Origin of the sequence: Polaromonas sp. (assembly GCF_029945895.1) — a bacterium.
Taxonomy (GTDB): domain Bacteria; phylum Pseudomonadota; class Gammaproteobacteria; order Burkholderiales; family Burkholderiaceae_C; genus Polaromonas.
Window position 1 is genome coordinate 58,445 of record NZ_JAQSDL010000008.1, and the last position, 23,639, is coordinate 82,083.

The following is a 23,639-nucleotide window of genomic DNA, read 5'->3' on the forward strand; positions in this document are numbered from 1 at the left end:
CGGCGCTGGGGCTTGTGGGCGATGCTGGTGGCCTTGCTGCTTGGCCTGTTGTCCACCCTGGTCTGGCTCGCCGGGCGTTACGAGTCCAGCCAGGTGCAAAGCCGGCTTGAGCAGGACGCGGTGCAGACGACCACCGACATTCGCGCGGCACTGACGCGCAACGTCCAGGGCATCCAGGCCTTGCAGGCCAGCAGCCCGGATCCGGCCACCTGGCGTGTGCCGGCTGTCACCCTGCTGCACGAGCACCGGGAGATTTTGCGGCTGGAGTGGCGCGATGTGGCACTGGCGGCGGTCTCTTACGTGGAAACACCTTACCGGCCCCCGGTGTTCGAGCGGCTCGGACGTGCCAGCGCGCAGACGGATGTGGCTTTTGCCTGCGCCGCGGCGCGCCGTTTCAGCGGCCCGGCCTATTCGGGCAGTTACTTCCTGCCACAGGCCGACGGGCTGGGGCTGGAGGTGCTGGACATGTGCCTGCCGGTGCTGGCCGGCGGCCAGCTGGCGGGCTATTTGCTGGCGACCTATTCGTTACAGGAGATATTGTCCGAGCTGGGAGGGCGGCAACTGGCAGGAGGCCACGGCCTGGCATTCACCGAGGCCGACGGCACGCGCCTGGCCATGCACGGCAACCCGGCCCGGGGAAACCGCGTTTACGTCGCGCAGCAGCTGCTCGATCTGCCGGGCAACACCATGGTGCTGCGGCTGGAGCGTCAGCTCGGCACGCCGGCCTTGTTTCCCAACCTGCTGACCGCGCTGGTGGCGGCCATGTCGCTGGCGCTGGTCGCCGTGCTGGCGCTGCTCGGGCGCGACATGCGCCGGCGCCTGAAGGTCGAGCATGACCTGGCCGACGCGCTGGCCTTTCGCAAGGCCATGGAGGATTCGCTGGTCACGGGCATGCGGGCCAGAGACCTGCAGGGCCGCGTGACTTACGTGAACCCGGCGTTCTGCCAGATGGTGGGGCTGGAGGCCGGCGAGTTGCTCAGGCACGGCACACCGCCGCCTTACTGGCCACCGGAGCAGGTCGAGGAGTACGAGCAGCGGCAAGCGCGGCGACTGGCCGTGGGTGCGACGCTGCCGCGGGAAGGCTTCGAGTCCGTCTTCATGCGCCGGGATGGCTCGCGGTTCCCGGTGCTGATCATCGAGGCGCCGCTGATCAACGCCGTGGGCAAGCAGACCGGCTGGATGAGCGCCATCCTCGACGTCAGCGAACAGCGGCGCATCGAAGAGTTGTCGCGGGCCAGCCAGGACCGGCTGCAGGCCACGGCCCGGTTGGCCACGGTCGGCGAGATGGCGTCGCTGATGAGTCATGAATTGAACCAGCCGCTGGCGGCCATTTCCAGCTATGCGACCGGATCGCTGAACCTGCTGCAAAGCGCGGTGGCCGGCGCGCCGCAGCCGCCCGACAACCAGGACCTGCAACTGGCGATGCGCCGCATCGCCGAGCAGGCCGAGCGTGCCGGCAAGGTCATCAAGAGCGTGCATGACTTTGTACGCCGCCGGGACCAGGTGCGCGAGCCCGTGGCGCCGCGTGCCTTGCTGGATGCGGTGATGCCGCTGGTCAGCCTGCAGGCCCGCAAGCTGGGGGTCCGGGTGCAGATCGAGGTCGACGAAAGCTGCGAGCCTGTGCTGTGCGACCGGACCATGGTCGAGCAGGTGCTGCTCAACCTCGCGCGCAACGGCATGCAGGCCATGCAGTCGCCGGACAAAAGCCGGCGCGCCGGCAAGCTGTTGATCCTGCGCGTGCGGCCGGCGGCCTCCAATGCGCACAGCCGCTGGGTGGAGTTTGCCGTGATCGACCACGGCGAAGGTATTTCGGAGGAGGTGGCGCGCCGGCTGTTCACGCCTTTCTTCACGACCAAGCTTGAAGGCATGGGCCTCGGCCTGAGCCTGTGCCGCACGGTGATCGAGCAGCACGGCGGGTTTCTGGGGTTTGAGCCCGGCCAGCCTCAGGGTACGATTTTCACCTTTACATTGCCGGCAGCGGTCACTGCCGTCGCGCTCGCCGAAGTGTCCGCCTGAAAACCCGCCTGCGGGAAGGAATTGCCATGGAACCCATCCAGAATGCCACGGTCTACATCGTTGATGACGATGCCAGCGTGCGCGAGGCGCTGGCCTGGCTGCTGCGTTCGCGGCGCCTGACCAGCGAGACCTTTGCCAGTGCCGAGGCATTCGACGAGCGGATCTCGGGAGCGTTTGCCACCACTTCGCCCTCATGCGCCCTGCTTGACGTGCGCATGGGCGGCATGAGCGGGCTGGCGATGTTCGAAAAACTGATCGGTTATGGATTGCTGCCGACCCTCCCGGTGATTTTCCTGACCGGTCACGCCGACGTGCCGACCGCGGTCGACGCCGTCAAGCGTGGCGCGTTCGACTTCTGCGAGAAGCCCTTTTCCGACAATGTGCTGGTGGACCGCATCGAGCAGGCGCTGATGCAGTCGGCGGCGGCACTGGCGCAACTCAATGAACACACCAGCCTGCGCGCCCGGCTTGACGGGCTGACCGAGCGGGAGCGCGACGTGATGGCGCTGGTGGTGGAGGGCCTGCCGAACAAGCTGGTGGCCGACCAGCTCGACATCAGCGTGCGCACGGTAGAAGTGCACCGGGCCCGGGTTTTTGACAAAATGCGGGTAAAGTCGGCGGTGGAGCTGGCGAACCTGCTCCGTAATTTATAGCGGATCGCCGGGTTTTTCCGGTGGCGCATCACGCTCGGCATCGCTTTTGAGTTCGCCCTTGCTGCGCCCGGAGAACATCGTCCACCAGACAATGAAGACCAGAATGAGCAAGGCCCCCAGGGCTTCGAGTAAAAGTAAGGCCATGACTGTTTTTTCCCGGATAACACCAACACTTGTCATTATGGCTGCCGTGCTCGGCCTGGTGTCCTGTGCGACGGCGCCCGTGCCTGCGCCGCGGCCTTCGGCGCCAGCGGCGGCCAGTGTGCCTGCGCGCCCCGGGGCAGGCGCAGAGGGTGCCGTCATGGTGCGCGGCAAGAGCCGCTGGGTGCCGGTGGCCTGGAGCGAGCTGCCCGGCTTTGAAAATGACGCCCTGTTTGAGGCCTGGAACGCCTGGCTCAAGAGCTGCGAGCGACCCGGCCCGGTGTTTGCGCCGCTGTGTGGCGAGGTGCGTCGCCTGAGCATTGCGACGGGGGAGGAGCAGCGCGCCTGGATGGTGGGCCGGCTGCAGCCCTACCGGGTCGAAACCCTGCAAGGCTCGGCCGAAGGACTGCTCACCAGCTATTACGAACCCGTGCTCAGGGCCAGCCGGCAGCCCGGCGCCGCTTACCCGGTGCCGCTGTACCAGCCGCCGGCCGGGCTGGGCAGCCGCAAGCCCTGGTACACCCGGCAGGAAATCGAGACGCTGCCCGAGGCGCAGGCCGCGTTGAGAGGACGGGAGATCGCCTGGCTCGCCGATCCGATTGATGCCATGTCGCTGCACATCCAGGGCTCGGGCCGGCTGGCCATCACCGACGCCGCCGGCGCGCAGCGCACGGTGCGCGTGGCGTTTGCCGGTTCCAATGACCAGCCCTTTCGCAGCATCACCCAGTGGCTGATGGAGCAGGGCCAGGGCAGGATGAACGCGCCCTGGACCGAGTCCACCAAGGCCTGGGCGGCGCAGAATCCGCAACGCGTCTCGCAACTGCTGTGGAGCAATCCACGGTACATCTTTTTCCGCGAGGAGCCCCTGAGTGACATGGACGCGGCCTACGGCCCGCGCGGCGCGCAGGGCGTGCCGTTGACGCCGGGGCGTTCGATCGCGGTGGACCGGGAAAGCATTCCCTACGGCACCCCGGTCTGGCTCGCCTCGCGCGGTGCGGCGGCAGACCTGCAAAAACTCGTGATCGCGCAGGACACGGGCAGCGCCATTGTGGGTGCCGTGCGGGCTGACTATTTCGCCGGCACCGGCCCACAGGCCGGTGAACTGGCCAGCCGCGTGAACCAGCCTCTGCGCCTGTGGGTGTTGTGGCCCAAATGAGCCAGCCGTGCAACTTTCTCCCCCGCTGCGGCCTGCTGCTCGCTGCGCTTGCCTTGCTCTCGGCCTGTGCCGCCACCGGGCCAGCGGCGACCCGCTACCGCTGCGAACATGGCATTGATTTCAGCGTGAGGTTTGTCGATGACAGCGCGCTGATCGAGAGTTCGCGCACCTCTGGTGTGCCCTCCGACGTGCCCTCTGGCGTCCTTTTTCGCGACGCCGGCGGGCAAGGCGCCCTGCAGACCGTGTACAGCAACACGCGCATGCGCGCCGAGTTTGGCCTGGGTTCGGGCGGGCGTGAGGCGGTGCTGCGCTACCCGCTGCTGCCGCTGGTGGCGCGCTGCGTGCGGGATGAACCCTAACGCACCGACATCCGCAGCTGCACCGTCAGCGTCGAGCGGGTTGCCGACTGCGTGTTGCTGAACAGGCCGGAACTGCTGGCGCTGCCGGTGTCATCCGACTGGGCCACGGTCACCCATTCGTTGAGAGGGACAAGCAGCGTTGTCACCACGCGCGAATCAGAATCAGTCGGCCCGGAAGTCGCGCTGCGTGAGTTTGACACGGCCGCCAGTTCCAGCTCGGCGCTGTCGCCGCCGCGCCAGAGCGGCCTGACAACAAAGCCGCTGCCGGCAGTCACCAGCACCGTGCCGCTGCCATAACGCACGATTCCGTTTTGCAAAAAACTGTGCAGCAGCCGCACGGGGACGCTGTTGCCCAGCAGGATGTTGGCGCTGCGGCCGTTCAGTACCAGCACCCGCTGGGCTAAGTCACCCGACCCCGTTTGCTGGCCGCTTTGCGCTTCGAGGTGAACCTGGCCTCCAGATTGGCCTGGCTGCATGCGCACCGTGCCGGCGGCACCCAGCGCGCTCCCGGACGCGCTGCTGCCGCGTACCTGGCGTACCTCGATCTGCAGATTGCGCATCGGCAAGGCTGCCTGATTTGCTATCAAATCAGTAGCTGTTTGCGCCCGTGCAATAAGGGCTGGAGCCATAAAAAGCACTGAAATCAGGGCCCAAAAGGGTCGGGAGCGGCCGGCAGGGATGGCGCGGGGTGTCATGGCATCTTGTCAGACAAGTGGCCCAGCGGCAGCACGCTGCTGGACTTGATCTCACCCAGGGAAAAGCTGGTGTGCATGTCTTTCACATTGGGCAGGTTCAGCAGGCTTTTCAGGGCGAAACGCGAAAAACTGTCGAGGTCCCTGGCCACCACCTGTAACTCGAAGGTTCCGGTGCCGCTGATGTAGTGGCAGGCGATGATCTCGGGCAATTGGCGGATCGCCTCTTCCATCGCGCTGGTCGCATCGCCGGTGTTGCGGTCTGCATCCAGACGCACAAAGGCCAACACGCCCAGCCCGATCTTGTGGCGGTCTATCTCCGCGCGGTAACCCTTGATGAAACCACCTTCCTCCAGTGCCCTGACGCGTCGCCAGCAGGGCGCGGCGCTCAGGCCGACGCGGGTGCTGAGTTCGGCATTGCTCAAACGGCCGTCGGTCTGCAATTCATGCAGGATCGCGAGGTCAAACTTGTCGAGTGTTTCCATGGTTGGCAATTTTAAGCAAGAATCTTTCTCCAAATGGCTTAAACAAGGCCCAAAAAGCAAAGACTTATCTGACCATCGCGCCTACACTTTGCTTCTACAGAGAGGCATCACCCTATCCGGGTGTGAGCCTTTTCGCTCCGCCCAAAAGGCGGTGTCAGCCCCCACGACTGGAGACAAGATGAACGCACCCCTGCCCGAACACATCCGCAAGGCACTGGAAACGGTGACCTTGGACGACAAATATTCCCTTGATTTCGGTCAGGCCTTCATGAGTGGCGTCCAGGCCCTCGTCAAGCTGCCCATGCTGCAGCGCCAGCGCGATGCCTTGCAGGGCAAAAACACTGCCGGTTTCATCAGCGGTTACCGCGGCTCGCCGCTCGGTGGTTACGACCAGGCCTTGTGGAAGGCCTCCAGCTACCTGAAGGCGCAGAACATCGTTTTCCAGCCGGGCGTCAATGAAGAGCTCGCTGCCACCGCGTTATGGGGCACGCAGCAACTGGGCTTTTCGCCACCGGGCACCAACAAGTACGACGGCGTGTTCGGCATCTGGTACGGCAAGGGGCCGGGTGTGGACCGCTGCTCGGATGTCTTCAAGCACGCCAACATGGCCGGCACCACGCCCTGGGGCGGCGTGATTGCCGTGGCTGGGGATGACCATGTGGCCAAGAGCTCGACGGCGGCGCACCAGAGCGACCATATCTTCAAGGCCTGTGGCCTGCCGGTGTTTTTCCCGACCAACGTGCAGGAAATCCTCGACCTGGGCGTGCATGCGTTTGCCATGAGCCGCTTTTCCGGCGTCTGGGCCGGCATGAAGACCATCCAGGAAATTGTCGAGTCCAGCGCCACGGCGATGATCGACCCGGAGCGGGTCCAGATCAAGCTGCCGACCGACTTCCAGATGCCGCCGGGCGGCGTGCACATACGCTGGCCGGATGCCGCGCTGGACCAGGAGGCGCGCCTCTTCGACTACAAATGGTATGCCGCGCTCGCCTATATCCGCGCCAACCGGCTGAACCACAACGTGATCGAAGGGCCCAACGACCGCTTTGGCATCATCGCCAGCGGCAAGGCCTACAACGACACGCGCCAGGCCCTGATCGATCTGGGCCTGGACGACGCCACCTGCCGCCAGCTCGGCATCCGCCTGCACAAGGTCGGTGTGGTGTGGCCGCTGGAGGCTCAGGGCACGCGTGAGTTCGCCACCGGTCTGCGCGAGATCCTGGTGGTCGAGGAAAAGCGCCAGGTCATCGAGTACCAGCTCAAGGAAGAGCTCTACAACTGGCGCGCCGACGTGCGCCCCAACATTTACGGCAAGTTCAACGAAATCGACGGGGACTTCAGCGGCGGTGAATGGTCCATGCCGAACCCGACGGCCAACACCCTCCTGCGGGCCAACGCCGACCTGTCGCCCTCGCTGATCGCCAGGGCGATTGCGCAACGCGTGCGCAAGCTGGGCCTGGACGGCGACATGACGGCGCGCATTGATGCGCAATTGGCCATCCTGGAAGCCAAGGAGCGCTCGCTGCAAGTGCTGGAAATCAAGGCCGACCGCCAGCCCTGGTTCTGCTCCGGTTGCCCGCACAACACCAGCACCAAGGTGCCCGAGGGCTCGCGCGCCATGGCCGGCATCGGCTGCCACTTCATGGCACTGTGGATGGACCGCAGCACCTCAGGCTTCACCCAGATGGGGGGCGAAGGCGTGCCCTGGGTCGGCCAGCAGCCGTTCACCACCGACCAGCACATCTTTGCCAACCTCGGCGACGGCACCTACTTCCACAGCGGCTCGCTGGCGGTGCGCCAGTCGATTGCCTCCGGGGTGAACATCACCTACAAGATCCTCTACAACGACGCGGTCGCCATGACCGGCGGCCAGCAGATCGGTGAACGGCCGGAAGGCCTCTCGGTGGTGCAGATTGCCCAGTCCATGCGTGCCGAAGGCGCGGCAAAAATTGTCGTTGTCACCGACGAACCGGAAAAATACGACGGTGTTGCGCTGGCTGAGGGCGTGACGGTGCACCACCGCGACGAGCTCGACGCGATCCAGCGACAGTTCCGCGAGATCAAGGGCACGACCGTCATCATTTACGACCAGACCTGCGCAACCGAAAAGCGCCGGCGCCGCAAGCGTGGCACGATGGTCGATCCGGCCGTTCGCGTGGTCATCAATGAGCTGGTCTGCGAAGGCTGCGGCGACTGCAGCGTGCAGTCCAACTGCCTGAGCGTCGAGCCGCTGGAGACCGAGTTCGGCCGCAAGCGCCAGATCAACCAGTCCACCTGCAACAAGGACATGTCCTGCCTCAAGGGCTTCTGCCCGAGTTTTGTCACCGTCGAAGGCGGCCAACTCAAGAAGAAGGCCAAGGGCAAGGCGGCTTCCCCGTTCGAGATGGGCGCCCTGCCGGAGCCGCAGATTCCGGCGACCCAAGGCGTCAACGGCGCGGTCTGGGGCATCGTGGTGGCCGGCGTGGGCGGCACCGGGGTCATCACCATCGGCCAGTTGCTGGGCATGGCCGGTCACATCGAAGGCAAGGGCATCGTCACGCAGGACGCCGGCGGCCTGGCCCAAAAAGGCGGCGCGACCTGGAGTCATGTGCTGATAGGCGCGAGCCAGGACGATATCCGCACCACACGCGTCGGCATGGCCGGCGCCGACCTGATCATCGGCTGCGACCCGATCGTGACGGCCGGCAAGGAAACGGTGCTGCGCATGCGCGAGGGCCGTACCCATGTGGCACTCAATTCCCACAGTACGCCGACGGCGGCGTTTGTGCACAACACGAACTGGCAGAACCCGGCCGAGGCCTGCGCCGCGGAGATCACCAGAGCCGTGGGTGTGGCCGGTGTCGGTGCCTTCAATGCCGACGCAGCGTCCATCAAGCTGATGGGCGACAGCATCTACACCAACCCGATGATGCTTGGCTATGCCTGGCAAAAAGGCTGGATCCCGCTGGAATACGCGTCGCTGATGCGTGCCATCGAACTCAATGCCGTCGCGGTGGACAACAACAAGACGGCTTTCGAGTGGGGCCGACGTGCGGCCCACGACCTGCCGTCGGTGGAAAAGCTGTTTGCCTCTGCGCAGGTGATCAGCATGCCGGCTCCGCGCCAGGGTTTGCCAGAGTTTGTGGCGCGCCGCGTGGCCTTCCTGACGGATTACCAGAACGCGGCGTATGCCAAACGCTACGAAAACCTGGTGAACCGCGTCCAGCAGGCCGAATCGGCGCTCGGAAAAACGCTGCTCACGCAAACCGTTGCGAAGTACCTTTTCAAGCTGATGGCTTACAAGGACGAGTACGAAGTCGCGCGCCTGCACACCGACCGCAGTTTCCTTGACAAGGTTGGCGCGATGTTTGAGGGCGACTTCAAACTCAACTATCACCTCGCGCCGCCCATGATTGCGAAGACAAACGACAGGGGTGAACTGCAGAAACAGAAATTCGGCCCCTGGATGCTGACCGGCTTCAAGCTGCTGGCCAGGCTCAAAGGCCTGCGCGGCACGGCGCTGGACCCGTTCGGACGCACAGAAGAGCGCCGGATGGAGCGTGAACTGGTTGTCCGGTACGAGGCCGGCATCGAGGAAGTGCTGCGCACGCTGGATGCGGCCAACCATGCCGCAGCCCTTGACATCGCCCGTATTCCTGAGCTCATCAAGGGTTATGGCCACGTCAAGGCACGCCATGTCGAGGCTGCCCAGCAGCAATGGAGCGCGGCGACGGCGGCCTTTCGCCAGTCGACCGCCAGCGAGCATCAGCGGGCTGCCTGAGGACCCGGCGGGCGGGGCCGGGGGTCCCGTCCGGCCTGAAAAAGCCCGGCCGGTTGCATTTGCCGGCCGGCAACGGCCTGCAAAGCGCGAAAACCGGTAGGGGTACAAGCCCTGACGTCCATCCGGCCGCATACAATCGGCCTTCCGCGCCCCTGCTGCGACCAGTGGGAGCCTTACTTATTGTTGTGGAGTCTGCCGTGTTTATTTCTTCCGCGTTTGCCCAAACCGCCCCAGCCGCAGCTGCCGAAGGTGGCATGCTGTCTTCGCTCACCAGCATGCTGCCGCTGGTGCTGATGTTTGTGGTGCTGTATTTTGTGATGATCCGCCCCCAGATGAAAAAGCAGAAAGAGCATCGCGCGATGATTGACGCCCTGGCCAAAGGCGACGAAGTGGTCACCGCCGGTGGCCTGCTCGGCACGGTCACCAAGCTGGGCGAGGCCTACTTGAGCCTGGAGCTTGCCACGGGCGTGGAGGTCCAGCTGCAGCGCAGCGCGATCGTCCAGGTCCTGCCCAAAGGCAGCATCAAGTCCTAGTTTCCCCCGGCCGGCCGGCATGGGCCGGCTGCTTCAGCCCCTCAGTTTCCCAGGAACAGCACGCTCATGAATCGTTATCCGGTCTGGAAGTACGCGGTCATCGTCGTCGCCCTGTTGATTGCCGCCCTTTACACGCTGCCCAATTTTTTTGGCGAGGCGCCTGCGGTACAGGTTTCTGCCGCCCGGTCCAGCGTCAAGATTGACGGGACAACAGTCGCTCGCGTTGAGAAGGCGCTCAAGGATGTGAATATCGTTGCGGAGACGGTGACCTTTGACGTCACGTCGGTCAAGGCACGTTTCGGCGATACGGACACTCAGCTCAAAGCCAAGGACGCGATTGAAAAAGCGCTGCTGCCCGACCCGGCCACACCGTCCTACATCGTGGCCCTCAATCTGCTGTCACGCTCGCCCGCCTGGCTGACTTCCCTGAACGCGCGGCCCATGTACCTGGGCCTGGACTTGCGCGGCGGTGTGCATTTCATGCTGCAGGTGGACATGCAGGCGGCACTGACGAAAAAAGCCGAGTCGCTGGCCGGAGACATCCGTCTGGTGCTGCGGGAAAAGAACATCCGCCACGGTGGCATCAACCGCAACGGCCAGGTGATTGAGGTCCGGTTCCGCGACACGGCGACGCTGGAATCCGCCAAACGCCTGATCCAGGACCAGTTTGTGGACCTGCAGCTGGCAGACGCCCCCGACGGGACCGAGTACAGGCTCAATGCCAGCATCAAGCCCGAGGCGGCCCGTCTGGTACAGGAGCAGGCACTCAAGCAGAACATGGTGACACTGCACAACCGTATCAACGAACTCGGTGTTGCCGAGCCTGTGATCCAGCAGCAGGGGCTCGATCGCATCGTGGTGCAGTTGCCCGGTGTACAGGACACGGCCAAAGCCAAGGATATTCTGGGGCGCACAGCCACGCTGGAAATGCGGCTGGTCGATGAAAGCGCCGAAGGCCGTGCGGCCGAGAGCGGCGCCAGTGCCGTTCCTTTTGGATCCGAGCGCTTCCTCGAGCGCGACGGCCGGCCCGTGATTGTGAAGAAACAGGTGATCCTGACCGGCGAAAGCCTGACCGACGCCCAGCCGGGCTTTGACTCGCAGAGCCAGCAGCCCAAGGTGGACCTGACCGTTGATGCCAAGGGCGGGCGCATCATGCGCGACGTGAGCCGCGAAAACGTCAAGAAACGCATGGCGATTGTTCTGTTTGAAAAGGGCAAGGGCGAGGTACTGACGGCGCCGGTCATCCAGAGCGAGCTCGGCAACCGTTTCCAGATTTCCGGCTCCATGAGCGTGACCGAAGCCAATGACCTGGCGCTGCTTCTGCGCGCCGGCTCGCTTGCTGCCCCCATGGAAATCATTGAGGAGCGCACCATTGGCCCGAGCCTGGGTGCGGAAAACATTGCCAAGGGCTTTCACAGCGTGGCTTGGGGCTTTCTCGTGATCGTCGCTTTCATGGCCGTTTATTACATGCTGTTCGGGCTGTTCTCCGGGCTGGCCCTGGCGGTGAACCTGCTCTTGCTGGTGGCGGTGCTGTCCATGCTGCAGGCGACCCTGACCCTGCCAGGCATGGCTGCCATGGCGCTGGCGCTGGGCATGGCGATTGACTCGAATGTCCTGATCAACGAACGGGTGCGCGAGGAGCTGCGCAATGGCGTGGCGCCGCAGGCCGCCATCCATAGCGGCTATGAGCGCGCCTGGGCGACCATCCTGGACTCGAACATCACCACGCTGATTGCCGGTCTGGCCTTGCTGGCCTTCGGTTCCGGACCGGTGCGCGGATTTGCCGTGGTGCACGTCATTGGCATCTTGACCAGCATGTTTTCAGCCGTGTTTTTCTCACGCGGTCTGGTCAACCTCTGGTACGGACGGCAGAAAAAACTCAAATCGGTGTCCATTGGTACCGTCTGGCGACCCGCCAGCAACGCGGCGGTGCCTGCCAAGCCTACGGCCTCGGCCAACTAGACCAGAGAACAACGGACAGACAACGCCATGGAATTCTTCAAAATCCACAAAGACATTCCGTTCATGCGGCATGCCTTGATCTTCAATGTGATTTCATTCACGACCTTTGTCCTGGCCGTGGTTTTCCTGTTTTCACGTGGCCTGCACCTGTCGGTGGAATTCACGGGCGGCACGGTGATGGAGGTCAGCTATTCGCAGCCCGCCGACGTTGAAAAGGTCAGGGGCACGGTGGCGGGGCTGGGCTTTACCGATGTGCAGGTGCAGAATTTCGGCACGGCGCGCGAGGTGATGATCCGCTTGCCCGCACAAAAAGGCGTGACCACCGCCCAGCAGAGCGAGAAGGTGATGACGGCGCTGAAGGCCGATGACCCCCAGATCACCCTGCGGCGGACCGAGTTTGTCGGCCCCCAGGTCGGCGAGGAGCTGGCCCAGGATGGCCTGAAGGCGCTGGCCATGGTGGTGGTGGGCATCATGATTTACCTGGCGTTTCGCTTCGAATGGAAGTACGCGGTGGCGGCCATCATTGCCAACCTGCATGACGTCGTGATCATTCTCGGCTTCTTCGCATTTTTTCAGTGGGAGTTTTCGCTCTCCGTGCTGGCTGCCGTGCTTGCCGTGCTAGGCTACTCGGTCAATGAATCGGTGGTGATTTTCGATCGGATTCGTGAAAATTTCCGCCGTTACCGCAAGATGAACACCGTGCAGATCATCGACAACGCGATCACCTCCACCATCAGCCGCACCATCATCACGCATGGCTCGACGCAGATCATGGTGTTGTCGATGCTGCTCTTCGGCGGACCGACGTTGTTTTATTTTGCGCTGGCCCTCACGATCGGCATCCTGTTTGGCATCTATTCTTCGGTGTTTGTGGCCGCGGCGATTGCCATGTGGCTGGGCATCAAGCGCGAAGACCTTGTCAAGTCCTCGGGGAAAAAGGAAGAGGATCCCAACGATCCGAATGCCGGCGCAACGGTTTAGGCAAAGCGCACCAACACATACACGGACGTGGCCGCAAACACCAAAAGAGACCTTCTTCTTGCCCGGCAGGCGCGCGAACGGTTTGTGATCCACGCCGCGCGCATCCTGCCCGAGCTGGCCGGCGCCATCAGGCAAAAGCTCTCTGCCCTGACCGAGCAAAGCGGCAGTGCCCGCGACATGCAGGACCGCCGTGACGCCTGGCTGTCCTTTCAGAGCTCGGAAGCGAGTTGGGTCAACGCCACCATCACTGCATGGAAAAATGCGCTTCTCCCGACAGCCGCGCCGCTTGGCGTGGCGGTCGATACCGGCAAATTCGAGCTGATGGGCAACGAGGTGATGGAGAACAGGATTCTTGCCTCCCGCCTTGCCTTGCGCCTGCTGGACAGCGCCAGCTGGGAACTCAACGACCTGCGCCTGCGCGTCCAGAGCCTTGAGGGGGTTTCCGAACTCGCCAAGGAAGACATTCTCCGCCCCGAAGTCCTCTCGCAGAAGATGGTGGAGCAATGGACCCTGGCGCCGCTGTCGCGCGAGGTCTGGCTGATGGTGCAGGACCTGATCCAGCAGCAGCTGACCGCGCATCTGCTGGAGGCCTACCGCGCCGCCAACGAATTCCTGATCAAGGAAAACGTGATGGTGGACATTGATCTTCGCGCACTCGTCAAGCGCACACCTTCTGCAAGCAACCCGCCACCGGTTCGCGCCAAGACCAAGCCGTCAGGCAACCGCAACGCGGAACCGGCGGGACAGCAGGCGTTCGGGACGGGCTCGTCCGGAGGAGCCGGCGGTGGCGGCGGGGGGGCGAGTGGTGGGCGTTCGGGATCAGCATCAGGATCAGGATCAGGATCAGGATCGGGTTCGGGGTCAGGGTCAGGGTCGGGGTCGGGGTCGGGGTCAGGGCATGGCGGCGGCGGTAACGCTTCCGGCGGGACGGGGAACTCTGCTGCAGCCAGGGAAGCGATCCACGACGAGACGCGCATGCAGACCGGGACATCGCCCCTGGCGCGGGCGCGCATGCGGGCGCAGGGAGTGATGGGGCACCTCAAGCGCCTGTTATCCGATCACGCCGTTGATTTTGATCACACCCACGCCAATCAGCCCTCGCCCCAGCTGGCGCAGGCCCTGTCCAGGGTGCAAACGCGAGCCGCGACGGGTAATGCCTATGAAGGCACCCTCGTCGATGCTCCCGGTCAGGTTTACGGTGCCGTTGATGTGGAGCAGGCGGCAGGCGCTTTGCGCCAGCGCACCAGCGACCTCAAGCAGGCGGCGAGCACGTCCAGTGAAAAAGCCACGATCGAAATCGTGGCGCTCATGTTCCAGAGCATTCTGGCGGAAGACCGCATTCCGCCAGCCGTGCGGGTGTGGTTCGCCAGGCTGCAGATGCCGGTGCTGCGCGTTGCGATTTCAGAACCCGAGTTTTTTGGGTCCCTGCAGCATCCGGCCCGCCGGCTGATCGACCGCATGGGCTCCTGTGTGCTTGGCTTTGATGCGACGATCTCGGGCGGTGCGCTGGAAATAGAAATCAAGCGCATCGTGCAGGTGATCGAGCAATATCCTGAAACTGGCAGGCGGGTGTTCCAGCTGGTGTACGACGAGTTCCAGAAATTCCTGTCGAAGTTCCTGTCCGGACAGGGCAGCACTGCGCGCGTGGTGAGTGTTGCCCAGCAGATGGAACAGAAGGAAACCATGGCCATCCAGTACACCATCGAGATGCGCAGCATGCTCAACGACATGCCGGTGCGCGAAGAGATTCGTGAGTTCCTTTTCAAGATCTGGGCCGAGGTGTTGGCCATCGCGGCCATGAAAAACGGGCCGCAGCACAAGGAAACGATCACGCTCAAGCAGGCTGCAGCCGACCTGGTCTGGGCAGCCAGCGCCAAACCCAACCGCAATGACCGCGCGCGCGTCATCGCCGATCTGCCCACGCTGCTGCGCCTGCTCCGATCCGGTATGTCCATGCTCGGCATGAGCCTCCCGGTGCAGGATCAGCATCTGAAAATCATCAGTGATACGCTGGCAGACGCCTTCATGTCCAAGACCGATGCCATTTCCATGGAGCGCATCGAAGAGATGTCCAAGCGGCTGGCGAATCTGGAGGACTACCTGTCGGACGAGGATGTTGGTGACCTGCCGCTGGACACTGAAAACCTGGTCATGATGATTGGCATTGATGCCTCGGAGATCGAAGTGATTGCCGATGGCGGCAGCCAGCCCAGCGACGCCATGCGTTCCTGGGCGCAGGAGTTGCAACTCGGGGCATGGTTCACGCTGGATCACAATGGCCAGGTCAGTCATGTGCAGTTTGCCTGGCGCAGTGACCGCAAGCAGTTGAACCTGTTTGCATCGACGGACGGCCGCAATTTCCTGATTCAGGCGCGCCGTCTGGCGGCCTATTTGCAGGCCGGCTTGCTCGTGCCGACCGAAGACGAAGCACTCACGGTGCGCGCCACCCGTGACGCGCTGGCCAAACTCGATGCCAATCCGGAGCGCCTGCTGGGTTGAATATGGCCCCCACGGTCGCTCACTGCGTGTAGCTCCATGCCCCCCGAGGGGGCCGCTGCGCGAAGCCAGATCCGCGGCCCCCGGCGGGTGAGGAAGGGGCCCGTCAAGCGGTTTGGCGAATCAATTTTCTTCCGAACCCACGCAGCGAGCGAACGTGGGGGGCGGTAATCAATGCGCCACCCGGAAGTCTGCGTCGTCGCAGAGTTCGTCCAGGACCAATGCATCGGGTTCTTCGCCAAAGCTCCAGTAAACCATCAGCACAATGATCTTGAGATCATCCAGCGCAAGCGGGTCTCCCGGGGCGGCCATCGCCCGGTCGATCACGATCTCGCGCATGTGTGACGGCAGCACGCCCGAGGATTCCAGGAAACTGACGAAACCCAGGGCCTGGGCGCCGAGGTGGTCTTGCTCTGCCACCGAATAGACACGCAGGCTGCCGGCCGACTGGGCCTGGAAGCCGGGTGGTGTGCTGGATGCCGCCGGGGCAGGAGGGACGCTGGCCGGCGAGGCGGCAGGCATGCCCACCTGGGTGTTCTGCGCAGCGATGTTCAGGCCGTTGAGCCAGACCAGTGCGGCCTGGATCTCGTCTGCCTCAAAACCGACCGCCGTGAGTTTGCGGCTCAGCTGGTGCAGCTCGGGGCAGGCGTCGCCTTGCCAGTAATTCTCGTAAACGTACACCAGTACTTCAAACATGCATCCAATATAACGCAGTTGGGAACGGCGCGGCCCTCGTACGTGGCCGAAGGCCCTTGGCCCAACGTAGCCGCAGGCGTCAACCCCGCGCCATGCGCTGAAACAGCCCGCCTTGCAGCCTGGAAACCTCTCCTGCCATCTCCAGCGCCAGCAGACGGGCCTGCAACTCGGCTGTTGCCAGCCCGGTGCGTGCCTGCAGGGCGTCGAGGCTGACAGGCTCGAAGCCCATCGCTGCGAACAAGGGTTTATCGGCGGGTTGATCATCTGCCTCTGCGCTTGCGGTCAAAGCAGCGGAAAACCCGGGCAGGTTCAACTCTTCCAGCACGTCCTGGGCGGACTCCACCAGCTTGGCGCCCTGTTTGATGAGGGCGTGGCAGCCGCGTGACTGCGGGGAGTGGATGGAACCGGGGATGGCGAATACGTCCTTGCCCTGTTCGGCGGCCAGGCGTGCGGTGATCAGTGAACCCGACTTGAGCGCCGCTTCGACCACCAGCGTGCCTTGTGACAGGCCGGAGATCAGGCGATTTCGCTTTGGGAAATTCGCAGTGAGCGGCGGTGTCCCCAGCGGGAACTCGCTGATGATCAAACCCTGCTGCGCAATGCGGTGGGCGAGCGCCAGGTGCTGCTTCGGATACACCCGGTCCAGCCCGGTGCCAACCACGGCCAGCGTGGTGCCGCCGCCGAGCAGGGCGCCATCGTGGGCGGCGCCGTCGACCCCGAGCGCGAGCCCGGACACCACACAGAGGCCGGCCTCGCCGAACACCCGGGCAAATTGCCGGGCATTGCTTTCCCCCTGCGGCGTTGGGTTCCGGCTGCCCACGATAGCGAGGCAAGTCGCTATTTTATTTGTAGCGTCGGGCGCCCATGGGTCAGGGGCTCCCAGCATATATAGCATGGAAGGGGGGTCTTCGATGTCGAGCAGTGGTGACGGGTAACCCGCGTCGCCCAGCGTCATAACGCGCCGGTTGTCTGCGCCCTGCAGCCAGTCAAGCGTGGTCTGAAGCTGGCCGGCCAGGGTCACGGGCTCGGACAGCAGCGCGTCGGTCAGGCGGTCGGAACCGAGCTGCCGCAAGGTGCTGGCGTCTTGTTCAAAAATGGCCTGGGCCGACCCGAAAGCGGCCAGCAACTGGCGGGCTCCCGCGTTGCCGATACCCGGGGTCAGTGACAGGCGCAACCAGGCACCGAGTTCAGCGACATCCATAGCGGGCCGCATTCAGGTGGAGGCGGCAAGGGAAGTCATGCAGACGGTCTGCATACGCCGGCGCTGACGCTCAGTTCGGATTTTCGAAGCGGTCGCCCACTTTCACGCCTTCGGTGACTTCCAGCACCAGGGCGTAAGACAGCTTTTCGAAAGTGCGGAAGACAATCAGCAAGCCGTTGCGTTCGTTGGGCAGCCTGATCTGTGTTCTGGCGGAGTCGGTGCGGTCAGTGATGCGTTCTCCGCTTCGCAAAATCGCCATCACATGGCCCCGCTCCAGACCGTCCCGGATGCCGCGGTTGATGACCACGACCTGGTTGCCCGCCGCATACCGCACCGCGCTGCCGTAGATCGAGACGATCTGGCCTTCCACGGGGGTCTGCGGCGCGCGCGGTACATAACTGAGCAGTTCGCGCGGCGGTTCCGGCACCAGCCGGTCGCCAACGCGCATTTCCTCCTTGGCGACGAGGATGTCGATGGTGGCCGGAACGACCTCATCGACGAGCTTGCCGTCTTTGCCCTTCACGCTGGCGGTGGACTCTCCGCGTACCAGCTCGGCCTTGCCGAGAAATTGCGCCTCGTAGCCCAGGATCTCGCCGGTGGCGGGGTCCTTCAGCGCTGTCGCATTGCGGAAGACCCGGTAATCCAGCGGCTCGCCTTTGGCGGTACTCAGCGGCTTGCCGGTGTCCTTGCTGCTGTAGAGGCCGCGGGCATAGGCGCGGTCGCCACGGCTGAGCAAGACCCGGCCTTCCTGGGCGGCCACGATGCGCGGCGCGGTCAAAAACGCGGCTTCGTCGACAATCAGGGCTTCCGACAGGAAGGGTTCAATGGCCTGAGGCGACAGCGTCGGGATGGCCGCATCGGCCAGCGATTCGTAACGCGTGCGCGGCGATACCCGCACGGTGCCGGGCTGGCCGTCACCGTCGCCCGCGCGCCGGGCCCGCAAGGTGGCGCGACCGCCGGTCTTGTCCAGATAGAGCTGCTGGCCGGGGTAAATCCGGTGCGGATTGCGAATGTCGTCCAGATTCATGCCCCACAACTCGGGCCAGCGCCAGGGGGTTTTCAGGAACATGCCCGAGATGGCCCACAAGGTGTCACCGCGTTTGACGGTGTATTCGTCGGGTGCGTTGGGGACCAGGTCACTGAGCGGCACGCCGGTTTGGGCCACCTGGTTGGCCGTGGCCTTCTGGCCGGCGGTGATCGGGAAATTCTGGGCATGCAGGCCCGCCGTGGATGCCAGCAGGGCAGCCGCTATTGAAATCTGACTGAACCGACCAAAAATATATTGCATCTTGAGGCCCTTGGGGCTGGCGCGGCCTTGGTCATCAAGGCCGGACGCCGTGTTTGTATCTTGATAAATCACTAGCGATTTTGTACTTAAGCCCTTGATTAGGCAACGAATATGCCATTTCGCGACAGCGCGGATGCTCAAAAATGGCGAAAATTAGCGAAAATAGCGACATCTGATTGCCTGCCACCATGACCCAATTGACCATTCTTCGTTACCCTGACCCGCGTTTGCACACCGTTGCCAAGCCCGTGGCGGCGGTGGACGCACGCACCCGCACATTGGTGGGCGACATGCTGGAAACCATGTATGCCGCCGAGGGCATCGGCCTGGCCGCCAGCCAGGTCAATGTGCACGAAAGAGTCGTCGTGATCGACGTCAGTGAGGGTCGGGACCAACCCCTGGTGCTGATCAACCCCGAAATTACCTGGTCCAGCCCCGAAACCCAGGTCAACGACGAAGGTTGCCTGTCCGTGCCTGGTGTTTACGACGGCGTGGAACGTGCCAGCGCCATCAAGGTGCGGGCGCTGGACCTGGACGGCAAGCCGCAGACCCACAGCGCCGAAGGCCTGCTGGCGGTGTGCGTGCAGCACGAGATGGACCACCTGATGGGCAAGGTGTTTGTCGAGTACCTTTCGCCGCTCAAGCGCAACCGTATCAAGACCAAGATGATCAAGCAGAAGAAAGACGAAGAACGCGAATTGGTGCGCTGACCATGGCGCGCCCTGCGCATGGGCGAAAATGGGTCGATGCGCGTCATATTTGCCGGTACCCCCGAATTCGCCCGTGTGGCCCTCGTGCAGCTGCATGCTGCTGGTTTTGAAATCCCCCTTGTCCTGACCCAGCCTGACCGGCCGGCCGGCCGCGGCATGAAGCTGCAGGCCTCCAGCGTCAAGCAGTTTGCGCTCGAAAAACAGATCCCGGTGGCGCAGCCGCGCAGCCTGCGGCTTGATGGCAAATACGCCGAAGACGCCGCGGCCGCGCGCGATGCGCTGGAAGCGGCCCATGCCGATGCCATGGTGGTCGCCGCCTATGGCCTGATCCTGCCGCAGTGGGTGCTGGACATGCCGAGGCTGGGTTGCCTGAATATCCACGCCTCCCTGCTGCCGCGCTGGCGCGGCGCCGCACCGATTCACCGCGCCATCGAGGCCGGCGACAGTGAGACCGGCATCACCATCATGCAAATGGACGCCGGGCTGGACACCGGCGACATGTTGCTGGTTGAAAAACTCCCGATCGCCCCCGGGGACACCACCGGCACCCTGCACGACAAACTGGCCGCCTTGGGAGGCCGGCTTGTGGTGGAGTCACTGGAACTCGCGGCCTGCGGCGGGCTCCGGCCCGTGCCGCAACCCGGGGAGGGCATCAGCTACGCACACAAAATCGAAAAACACGAGGCCGCCATTGACTGGCACCAAAGCGCCACGGTGATAGAGCGGCGGATCCGCGCCTTCAATCCCTTTCCGGGCGCGGCGAGCGCGCTGGGCAGCGACACGGTCAAGTTCTGGCAGGCCGTGGTGTTGCCCGGTGTCCGGCGACCCGAAGCGGCGGTTGCCGGCCAGGTTCTCGCCGTCAGCCCGGAAGGCGTCGACGTGGCCGCTGGCGACGGCGTGTTGCGCGCCACCCGGCTGCAAAAGCCCGGTGGCAAGCCGCTGGATGCCGCCGAGTTCGTCCGTGGTTTTGCGCTGCAGCCCGGCGTGGTGTTTCAGGCCCCGGCGGAGAAGACCGCTTGACGGCGCCGCTGTTCCGGCATCCCGAGTTTCGCCAGGGCATGCGCGACATGGCGTCCGCTGCCGCCGGCACGGCTGCCTGGGGCCTGATGACAGGCGTGGCCATGGTCAAGTCGGGGATGAGCCTGTTTGAGGCGGTGTTGATGGGGGTGATCGTGTTTGCCGGCAGCTCCCAACTTGCAGCCGTGCCGCTGATTCTTGCCGGCGCGCCCATGTGGGTGATTCTGGCCACCGCGGCCTGCGTCAATCTGCGTTTTGTCGTGTTCAGCGCCCACCTGCGGCCTTACCTCATGCACCAGCCGCTCTGGCGGCGCCTGGCCAGCGGCTATTTCACGGCCGATCTCAGTTACGTGATGTTCACCAACCGCCACCCGCATCCGGCGCTGCCCGAGGATCGGGAAGCTCTGCGGGCCCAGGAGGCCTATCTGGCAGGGAACTGTGCCTTGACCTGGATCAGCTGGGTGGTGCCCAGCCTGCTGGGCATTGCCCTGGCCAATGCGATTCCTCTGTCCTGGGGGCTGGGTTTCGCCGGCATCCTGGCCTTGCTGGGCGTCATGTCTTCATTGGCAAGCAGCCGCTTGCGTGTGGTGTCCGCCGGTGTGGCCGGCGCAGCGGCAGTGGCGGCCTTCGCCCTGCCGCTCAAGCTCAATATCCTGGTCGCGATAGCGGCGGCGGTGGCGGTTTGCCTGATGCTGGAAAAACCTGCTGCGCCCCCGGCGTCGCTGCCGACAACAAAGGGGGCGGCATGACCGACGCCTGGACAGTGCTCACCATCGTGGGACTGGCGCTGGTCACGGTGATCACGCGCTCGTTTTTTTTCATGTCCAGCAAGCCCTGGACCCTGCCGCCCTGGGTGCAGCGGGGGCTTCACTATGCGCCCATCGCGGCCTTGTCGGCTGTCATCATTCCAGAGATCGTGATGACGCAGGGCCAGCTGATTCACACCTGGCGGGACGCCCGCCTGTTCGCCGCGCTGGCCGGCGTGGCCTGGTTTGTCTGGCGCCGGGGCGTCCTGGGCACCATCATCGCCGGCATGGCGGTTTACCTGCCTCTGCATATTGGCCTGAATTGGTAGCCCCCACGCTTGTCGCTTCGCGTACGGCGCGGCAAAGCCGGTTCCGCGGCCCTGGCTTGAAGGAGGCGAGGCCATGAGCGTCCGCTGCTCCCCGAGGGGGTGCACCTACAATTTGAGGCTTGGGCGCGTTGACCCAACCCTTCACTGCGAGTTTTCATGAACTTCATCCGCTTCTCCGATCTGTGCGCCCAGGGACTTGTCAAGGGTCGGCGTGTTTTCATTCGAGCCGACCTCAACGTGCCGCAGGACGACAGCGGCCACATCACTGAAGACACCCGCATCCGCGCCTCGATTCCCTGTATCCAGATGGCCCTTGACGCCGGCGCGGCGGTGATGGTGACCTCCCACCTGGGCCGGCCGACCGAAGGGCAATTCAAGCCCGAAGACTCCCTTGCACCGGTGGCCGCGCGCCTGGCCGAACTGATGCAGCGTGAGGTGCCGCTGAAGTCCGGCTGGGTTGATGGCGTGGAGGTGGCGCCCGGCCAGCTCGTGTTGCTGGAGAACTGCCGCGTCAACAAGGGCGAGAAAAAGAACGACGAGGCGCTGGCCCGCAAGATGGCCGCGCTTTGCGACATTTTTGTGCATGACGCTTTCGGCACCGCGCATCGTGCCGAGGCCTCGACCTACGGCATCGCGCAGTTTGCCAAAGTGGCCTGCGCCGGCCCGCTGCTGGCGGCAGAAATGGATGCGATCTCCAAGGCCCTGGCCAATCCGAAACGCCCGCTGGTGGCCATCGTGGCCGGCAGCAAGGTGTCGACCAAGCTGACCATTCTCCAGGCGCTGGCCGGCAAGGTGGACCAGCTGATTGTGGGCGGCGGCATTGCCAACACCTTCATGCTGGCCGTCGGCCTGCCGATCGGCAAAAGCCTGGCGGAACGCGAACTGCTCGACGAAGCCCGCGCGGTGATGGCGGCCATGAAGGCGCGCGGCGCCGAGGTACCTGTGCCGACCGATGTGGTGACTGCCAAGACCTTCAGCGCCGATGCGCCCGCCACCGTCAAGGCTGCCACCGATGTGGCAGACGACGACCTGATCCTGGACATCGGTCCGCAAACCGCGAAAAAGCTGGCCGATCAGCTGATGGCCGCCGGCACCATTGTCTGGAACGGCCCGGTGGGCGTGTTCGAATTTGCCGCCTTCGAGGGCGGCACGAAAGCAATTGCGCGGGCGATTGCCGCCAGCCCCGCCTTCAGCATTGCCGGTGGCGGCGACACGCTGGCCGCCATTGCCAAATACGGGATTGAAAAAGACGTGGGTTACATCTCCACCGGCGGCGGCGCCTTTCTCGAAGTGCTGGAAGGCAAGACCCTGCCAGCTTTCGAGATCCTGCAGAAGCGGGCGACGAGCTGAATCGGCGTGCTGTTTTGCTATTAAAAGTATAGCTACTTCCGCAATCAGGGAAAGTGCTGGAGGCCATTTTTTCTTGAAATTCTCCCAATCCACGGCTACTTGACCGGAGTTTGCAGATGACGGATTTTCACGGTGTTTTCCCTTATCTGGTGTCGCCCATTGACGCCGACGGAGAGGTCAACGCGCAGGTCCTGACGCGCCTTTGTCAGGACCTGATAGCGGCCGGCGTGCATGGATTGACGCCCCTGGGGTCGACCGGCGAATTTGCCTACCTCAACCCGGCGCAGCGGCGCCGTGTGGTGGAGGTGGTGGTGCAGGCGGCTGGCCGCCAGGTGCCAGTGGTGGCCGGTGTGGCGGCCACCACCATCGTCGACGCCGTCGGCCAGGCCAGGGAGTACGAACGCATGGGCTGCGACGGTATCCTGGCAGTACTGGAAGCGTATTTTCCGGTGGACGACGAAGGTGTTTACCAGTACTTCAAGGCGATTGCCGATGCCGTGTCGCTGCCGGTGGTGATCTACACCAATCCGAACTTCCAGCGCTCCGATCTCAAGCTGCCGGTCATCGAGCGGCTCAGCCACATTCCCAATATTCGCTATATCAAGGATGCTTCCTTCAACACCGGGCGCCTGCTGTCGATCATGAATGTCGTCGGGGGCCGGATGGAGGTTTTTGCGGCGTCCTCGCATGTGCCTGCGACCGTGATGCTGCTCGGAGGCGCGGGCTGGATGGCCGGGCCGGCCTGCCTGGTTCCCCGGCAGAGCATCGCGCTGTATGAGCTGTGCAAGGCCGGCCGCTGGGATGAGGCCATGGCCTTGCAGCGCAGGCTGTGGAGCATCAACCAGGTGTTTGCCACGTTCAACCTGGCGGCCTGCATCAAGGCCGGCCTGGTGCTCCAGGGGTATGAGGTCGGCCATCCCCTGGCGCCGCAGGCACCGCTATCGCCGGAGGGCGTGGAAACGGTGCGCCGGGTCCTGCGCGAACTGGGCGCGCTGTAGCCAGTGCAGTGCGCCGGTGTACCCGGCCTGTAACCGGTTCCGTGTGAGAATCGTCCTCAACTTACAGGAG

The 23,639-nt window shown here is 64.1% G+C and carries 21 protein-coding genes; 15 read left to right on the plus strand and 6 right to left on the minus strand.

What is annotated here, in order from left to right:
* The first annotated feature begins 21 nt into the window (after positions 1 to 21).
* Both PSV33_RS00835 and PSV33_RS00840 read left to right on the plus strand, forming a co-directional pair.
* Entirely contained in the window at positions 22 to 2,016 is a 1,995-nt protein-coding gene (locus PSV33_RS00835; protein WP_300557654.1) for an ATP-binding protein, read from the plus strand.
* Between the two features lie 26 nt (positions 2,017 to 2,042).
* Entirely contained in the window at positions 2,043 to 2,669 is a 627-nt protein-coding gene (locus tag PSV33_RS00840) for a response regulator (RefSeq protein ID WP_300557602.1), read from the plus strand.
* Here PSV33_RS00840 and PSV33_RS00845 read toward each other — a convergent pair.
* Positions 2,664 to 2,813, minus strand: a complete 150-nt coding sequence (locus tag PSV33_RS00845; RefSeq protein WP_300512021.1) for a hypothetical protein — start codon at positions 2,811 to 2,813, stop codon at positions 2,664 to 2,666. The genes PSV33_RS00840 and PSV33_RS00845 overlap by 6 nt on opposite strands.
* On the opposite strand from PSV33_RS00845, the gene PSV33_RS00850 reads away from it, so the two are divergent.
* Together PSV33_RS00850 and PSV33_RS00855 are read left to right on the plus strand one after the other, a co-directional pair.
* The gene (locus PSV33_RS00850) at positions 2,761 to 3,966 is read left to right on the plus strand and encodes an MltA domain-containing protein (protein WP_300557604.1); all 1,206 of its coding nucleotides are present in this window, start codon (positions 2,761 to 2,763) and stop codon (positions 3,964 to 3,966) included. The genes PSV33_RS00845 and PSV33_RS00850 overlap by 53 nt on opposite strands.
* Positions 3,963 to 4,325 carry a hypothetical protein gene (locus PSV33_RS00855; RefSeq protein WP_300557606.1) on the plus strand — a complete coding sequence of 121 codons (363 nt, stop codon included), beginning with the start codon at positions 3,963 to 3,965 and terminating at the stop codon, positions 4,323 to 4,325. Before PSV33_RS00850 ends, PSV33_RS00855 begins: the two co-directional genes overlap by 4 nt.
* Here PSV33_RS00855 and PSV33_RS00860 read toward each other — a convergent pair.
* Both PSV33_RS00860 and PSV33_RS00865 read right to left on the minus strand, forming a co-directional pair.
* A complete protein-coding gene (locus PSV33_RS00860; RefSeq protein ID WP_300557608.1) occupies positions 4,322 to 4,954 on the minus strand; it encodes a hypothetical protein in 633 nt (210 codons plus the stop codon). The genes PSV33_RS00855 and PSV33_RS00860 overlap by 4 nt on opposite strands.
* A 62-nt stretch (positions 4,955 to 5,016) precedes the next feature.
* The gene (locus PSV33_RS00865) at positions 5,017 to 5,502 is read right to left on the minus strand and encodes an Lrp/AsnC family transcriptional regulator (protein ID WP_300557610.1); all 486 of its coding nucleotides are present in this window, start codon (positions 5,500 to 5,502) and stop codon (positions 5,017 to 5,019) included.
* Between the two features lie 178 nt (positions 5,503 to 5,680).
* Here PSV33_RS00865 and PSV33_RS00870 point away from each other — a divergent pair, with 178 nt between their 5' ends.
* The 5 genes from PSV33_RS00870 to PSV33_RS00890 all read left to right on the plus strand — a co-directional run bounded on the left by PSV33_RS00870 (position 5,681) and on the right by PSV33_RS00890 (position 15,237).
* Entirely contained in the window at positions 5,681 to 9,262 is a 3,582-nt protein-coding gene (locus PSV33_RS00870; protein ID WP_300557612.1) for an indolepyruvate ferredoxin oxidoreductase family protein, read from the plus strand.
* A gap of 197 nt (positions 9,263 to 9,459) precedes the next feature.
* Positions 9,460 to 9,795: a preprotein translocase subunit YajC gene (gene yajC, locus PSV33_RS00875; RefSeq protein ID WP_096666202.1), complete on the plus strand. Its 336-nt coding sequence runs from the start codon at positions 9,460 to 9,462 to the stop codon at positions 9,793 to 9,795.
* A gap of 66 nt (positions 9,796 to 9,861) precedes the next feature.
* Positions 9,862 to 11,757 carry a protein translocase subunit SecD gene (secD, locus tag PSV33_RS00880; RefSeq protein WP_300557614.1) on the plus strand — a complete coding sequence of 632 codons (1,896 nt, stop codon included), beginning with the start codon at positions 9,862 to 9,864 and terminating at the stop codon, positions 11,755 to 11,757.
* A gap of 27 nt (positions 11,758 to 11,784) precedes the next feature.
* A complete protein-coding gene (gene secF / locus PSV33_RS00885) occupies positions 11,785 to 12,738 on the plus strand; it encodes a protein translocase subunit SecF (RefSeq protein WP_300557616.1) in 954 nt (317 codons plus the stop codon).
* Positions 12,739 to 12,765: 27 nt separating this feature from the next.
* Positions 12,766 to 15,237 carry a DUF1631 family protein gene (locus PSV33_RS00890; RefSeq protein ID WP_300557618.1) on the plus strand — a complete coding sequence of 824 codons (2,472 nt, stop codon included), beginning with the start codon at positions 12,766 to 12,768 and terminating at the stop codon, positions 15,235 to 15,237.
* Between the two features lie 168 nt (positions 15,238 to 15,405).
* On the opposite strand, the gene PSV33_RS00895 is transcribed toward PSV33_RS00890, so the two are convergent.
* The 3 genes from PSV33_RS00895 to PSV33_RS00905 all read right to left on the minus strand — a co-directional run bounded on the left by PSV33_RS00895 (position 15,406) and on the right by PSV33_RS00905 (position 18,419).
* Entirely contained in the window at positions 15,406 to 15,930 is a 525-nt protein-coding gene (locus PSV33_RS00895) for a DUF494 domain-containing protein (protein ID WP_300557620.1), read from the minus strand.
* 79 nt (positions 15,931 to 16,009) lie between these two features.
* On the minus strand, positions 16,010 to 17,131 hold the full coding sequence (gene dprA / locus PSV33_RS00900) for a DNA-processing protein DprA (protein WP_300557622.1): 1,122 nt from the start codon (positions 17,129 to 17,131) through the stop codon (positions 16,010 to 16,012).
* 70 nt (positions 17,132 to 17,201) lie between these two features.
* Positions 17,202 to 18,419, minus strand: a complete 1,218-nt coding sequence (locus PSV33_RS00905) for a LysM peptidoglycan-binding domain-containing protein (RefSeq protein WP_300557624.1) — start codon at positions 18,417 to 18,419, stop codon at positions 17,202 to 17,204.
* Between the two features lie 188 nt (positions 18,420 to 18,607).
* Between PSV33_RS00905 and def the strand changes: the two genes are divergently transcribed.
* The 6 genes from def to PSV33_RS00935 all read left to right on the plus strand — a co-directional run bounded on the left by def (position 18,608) and on the right by PSV33_RS00935 (position 23,569).
* Complete coding sequence (def, locus tag PSV33_RS00910) at positions 18,608 to 19,129, plus strand: peptide deformylase (RefSeq protein ID WP_300557626.1); 522 nt, start codon at positions 18,608 to 18,610, stop codon at positions 19,127 to 19,129.
* A 36-nt stretch (positions 19,130 to 19,165) separates the two neighbouring features.
* Positions 19,166 to 20,149 carry a methionyl-tRNA formyltransferase gene (gene fmt / locus PSV33_RS00915; RefSeq protein WP_300557628.1) on the plus strand — a complete coding sequence of 328 codons (984 nt, stop codon included), beginning with the start codon at positions 19,166 to 19,168 and terminating at the stop codon, positions 20,147 to 20,149.
* Positions 20,150 to 20,187: 38 nt separating this feature from the next.
* Positions 20,188 to 20,895: an AzlC family ABC transporter permease gene (locus PSV33_RS00920; protein ID WP_300557656.1), complete on the plus strand. Its 708-nt coding sequence runs from the start codon at positions 20,188 to 20,190 to the stop codon at positions 20,893 to 20,895.
* Entirely contained in the window at positions 20,892 to 21,221 is a 330-nt protein-coding gene (locus PSV33_RS00925) for an AzlD domain-containing protein (protein ID WP_300557630.1), read from the plus strand. The genes PSV33_RS00920 and PSV33_RS00925 overlap by 4 nt, the downstream gene beginning before the upstream one ends.
* Positions 21,222 to 21,377: 156 nt before the next feature.
* Complete coding sequence (locus tag PSV33_RS00930) at positions 21,378 to 22,571, plus strand: phosphoglycerate kinase (protein ID WP_300557632.1); 1,194 nt, start codon at positions 21,378 to 21,380, stop codon at positions 22,569 to 22,571.
* 116 nt (positions 22,572 to 22,687) lie between these two features.
* Positions 22,688 to 23,569 carry a dihydrodipicolinate synthase family protein gene (locus PSV33_RS00935; protein ID WP_300557634.1) on the plus strand — a complete coding sequence of 294 codons (882 nt, stop codon included), beginning with the start codon at positions 22,688 to 22,690 and terminating at the stop codon, positions 23,567 to 23,569.
* Positions 23,570 to 23,639: the final 70 nt, after the last annotated feature.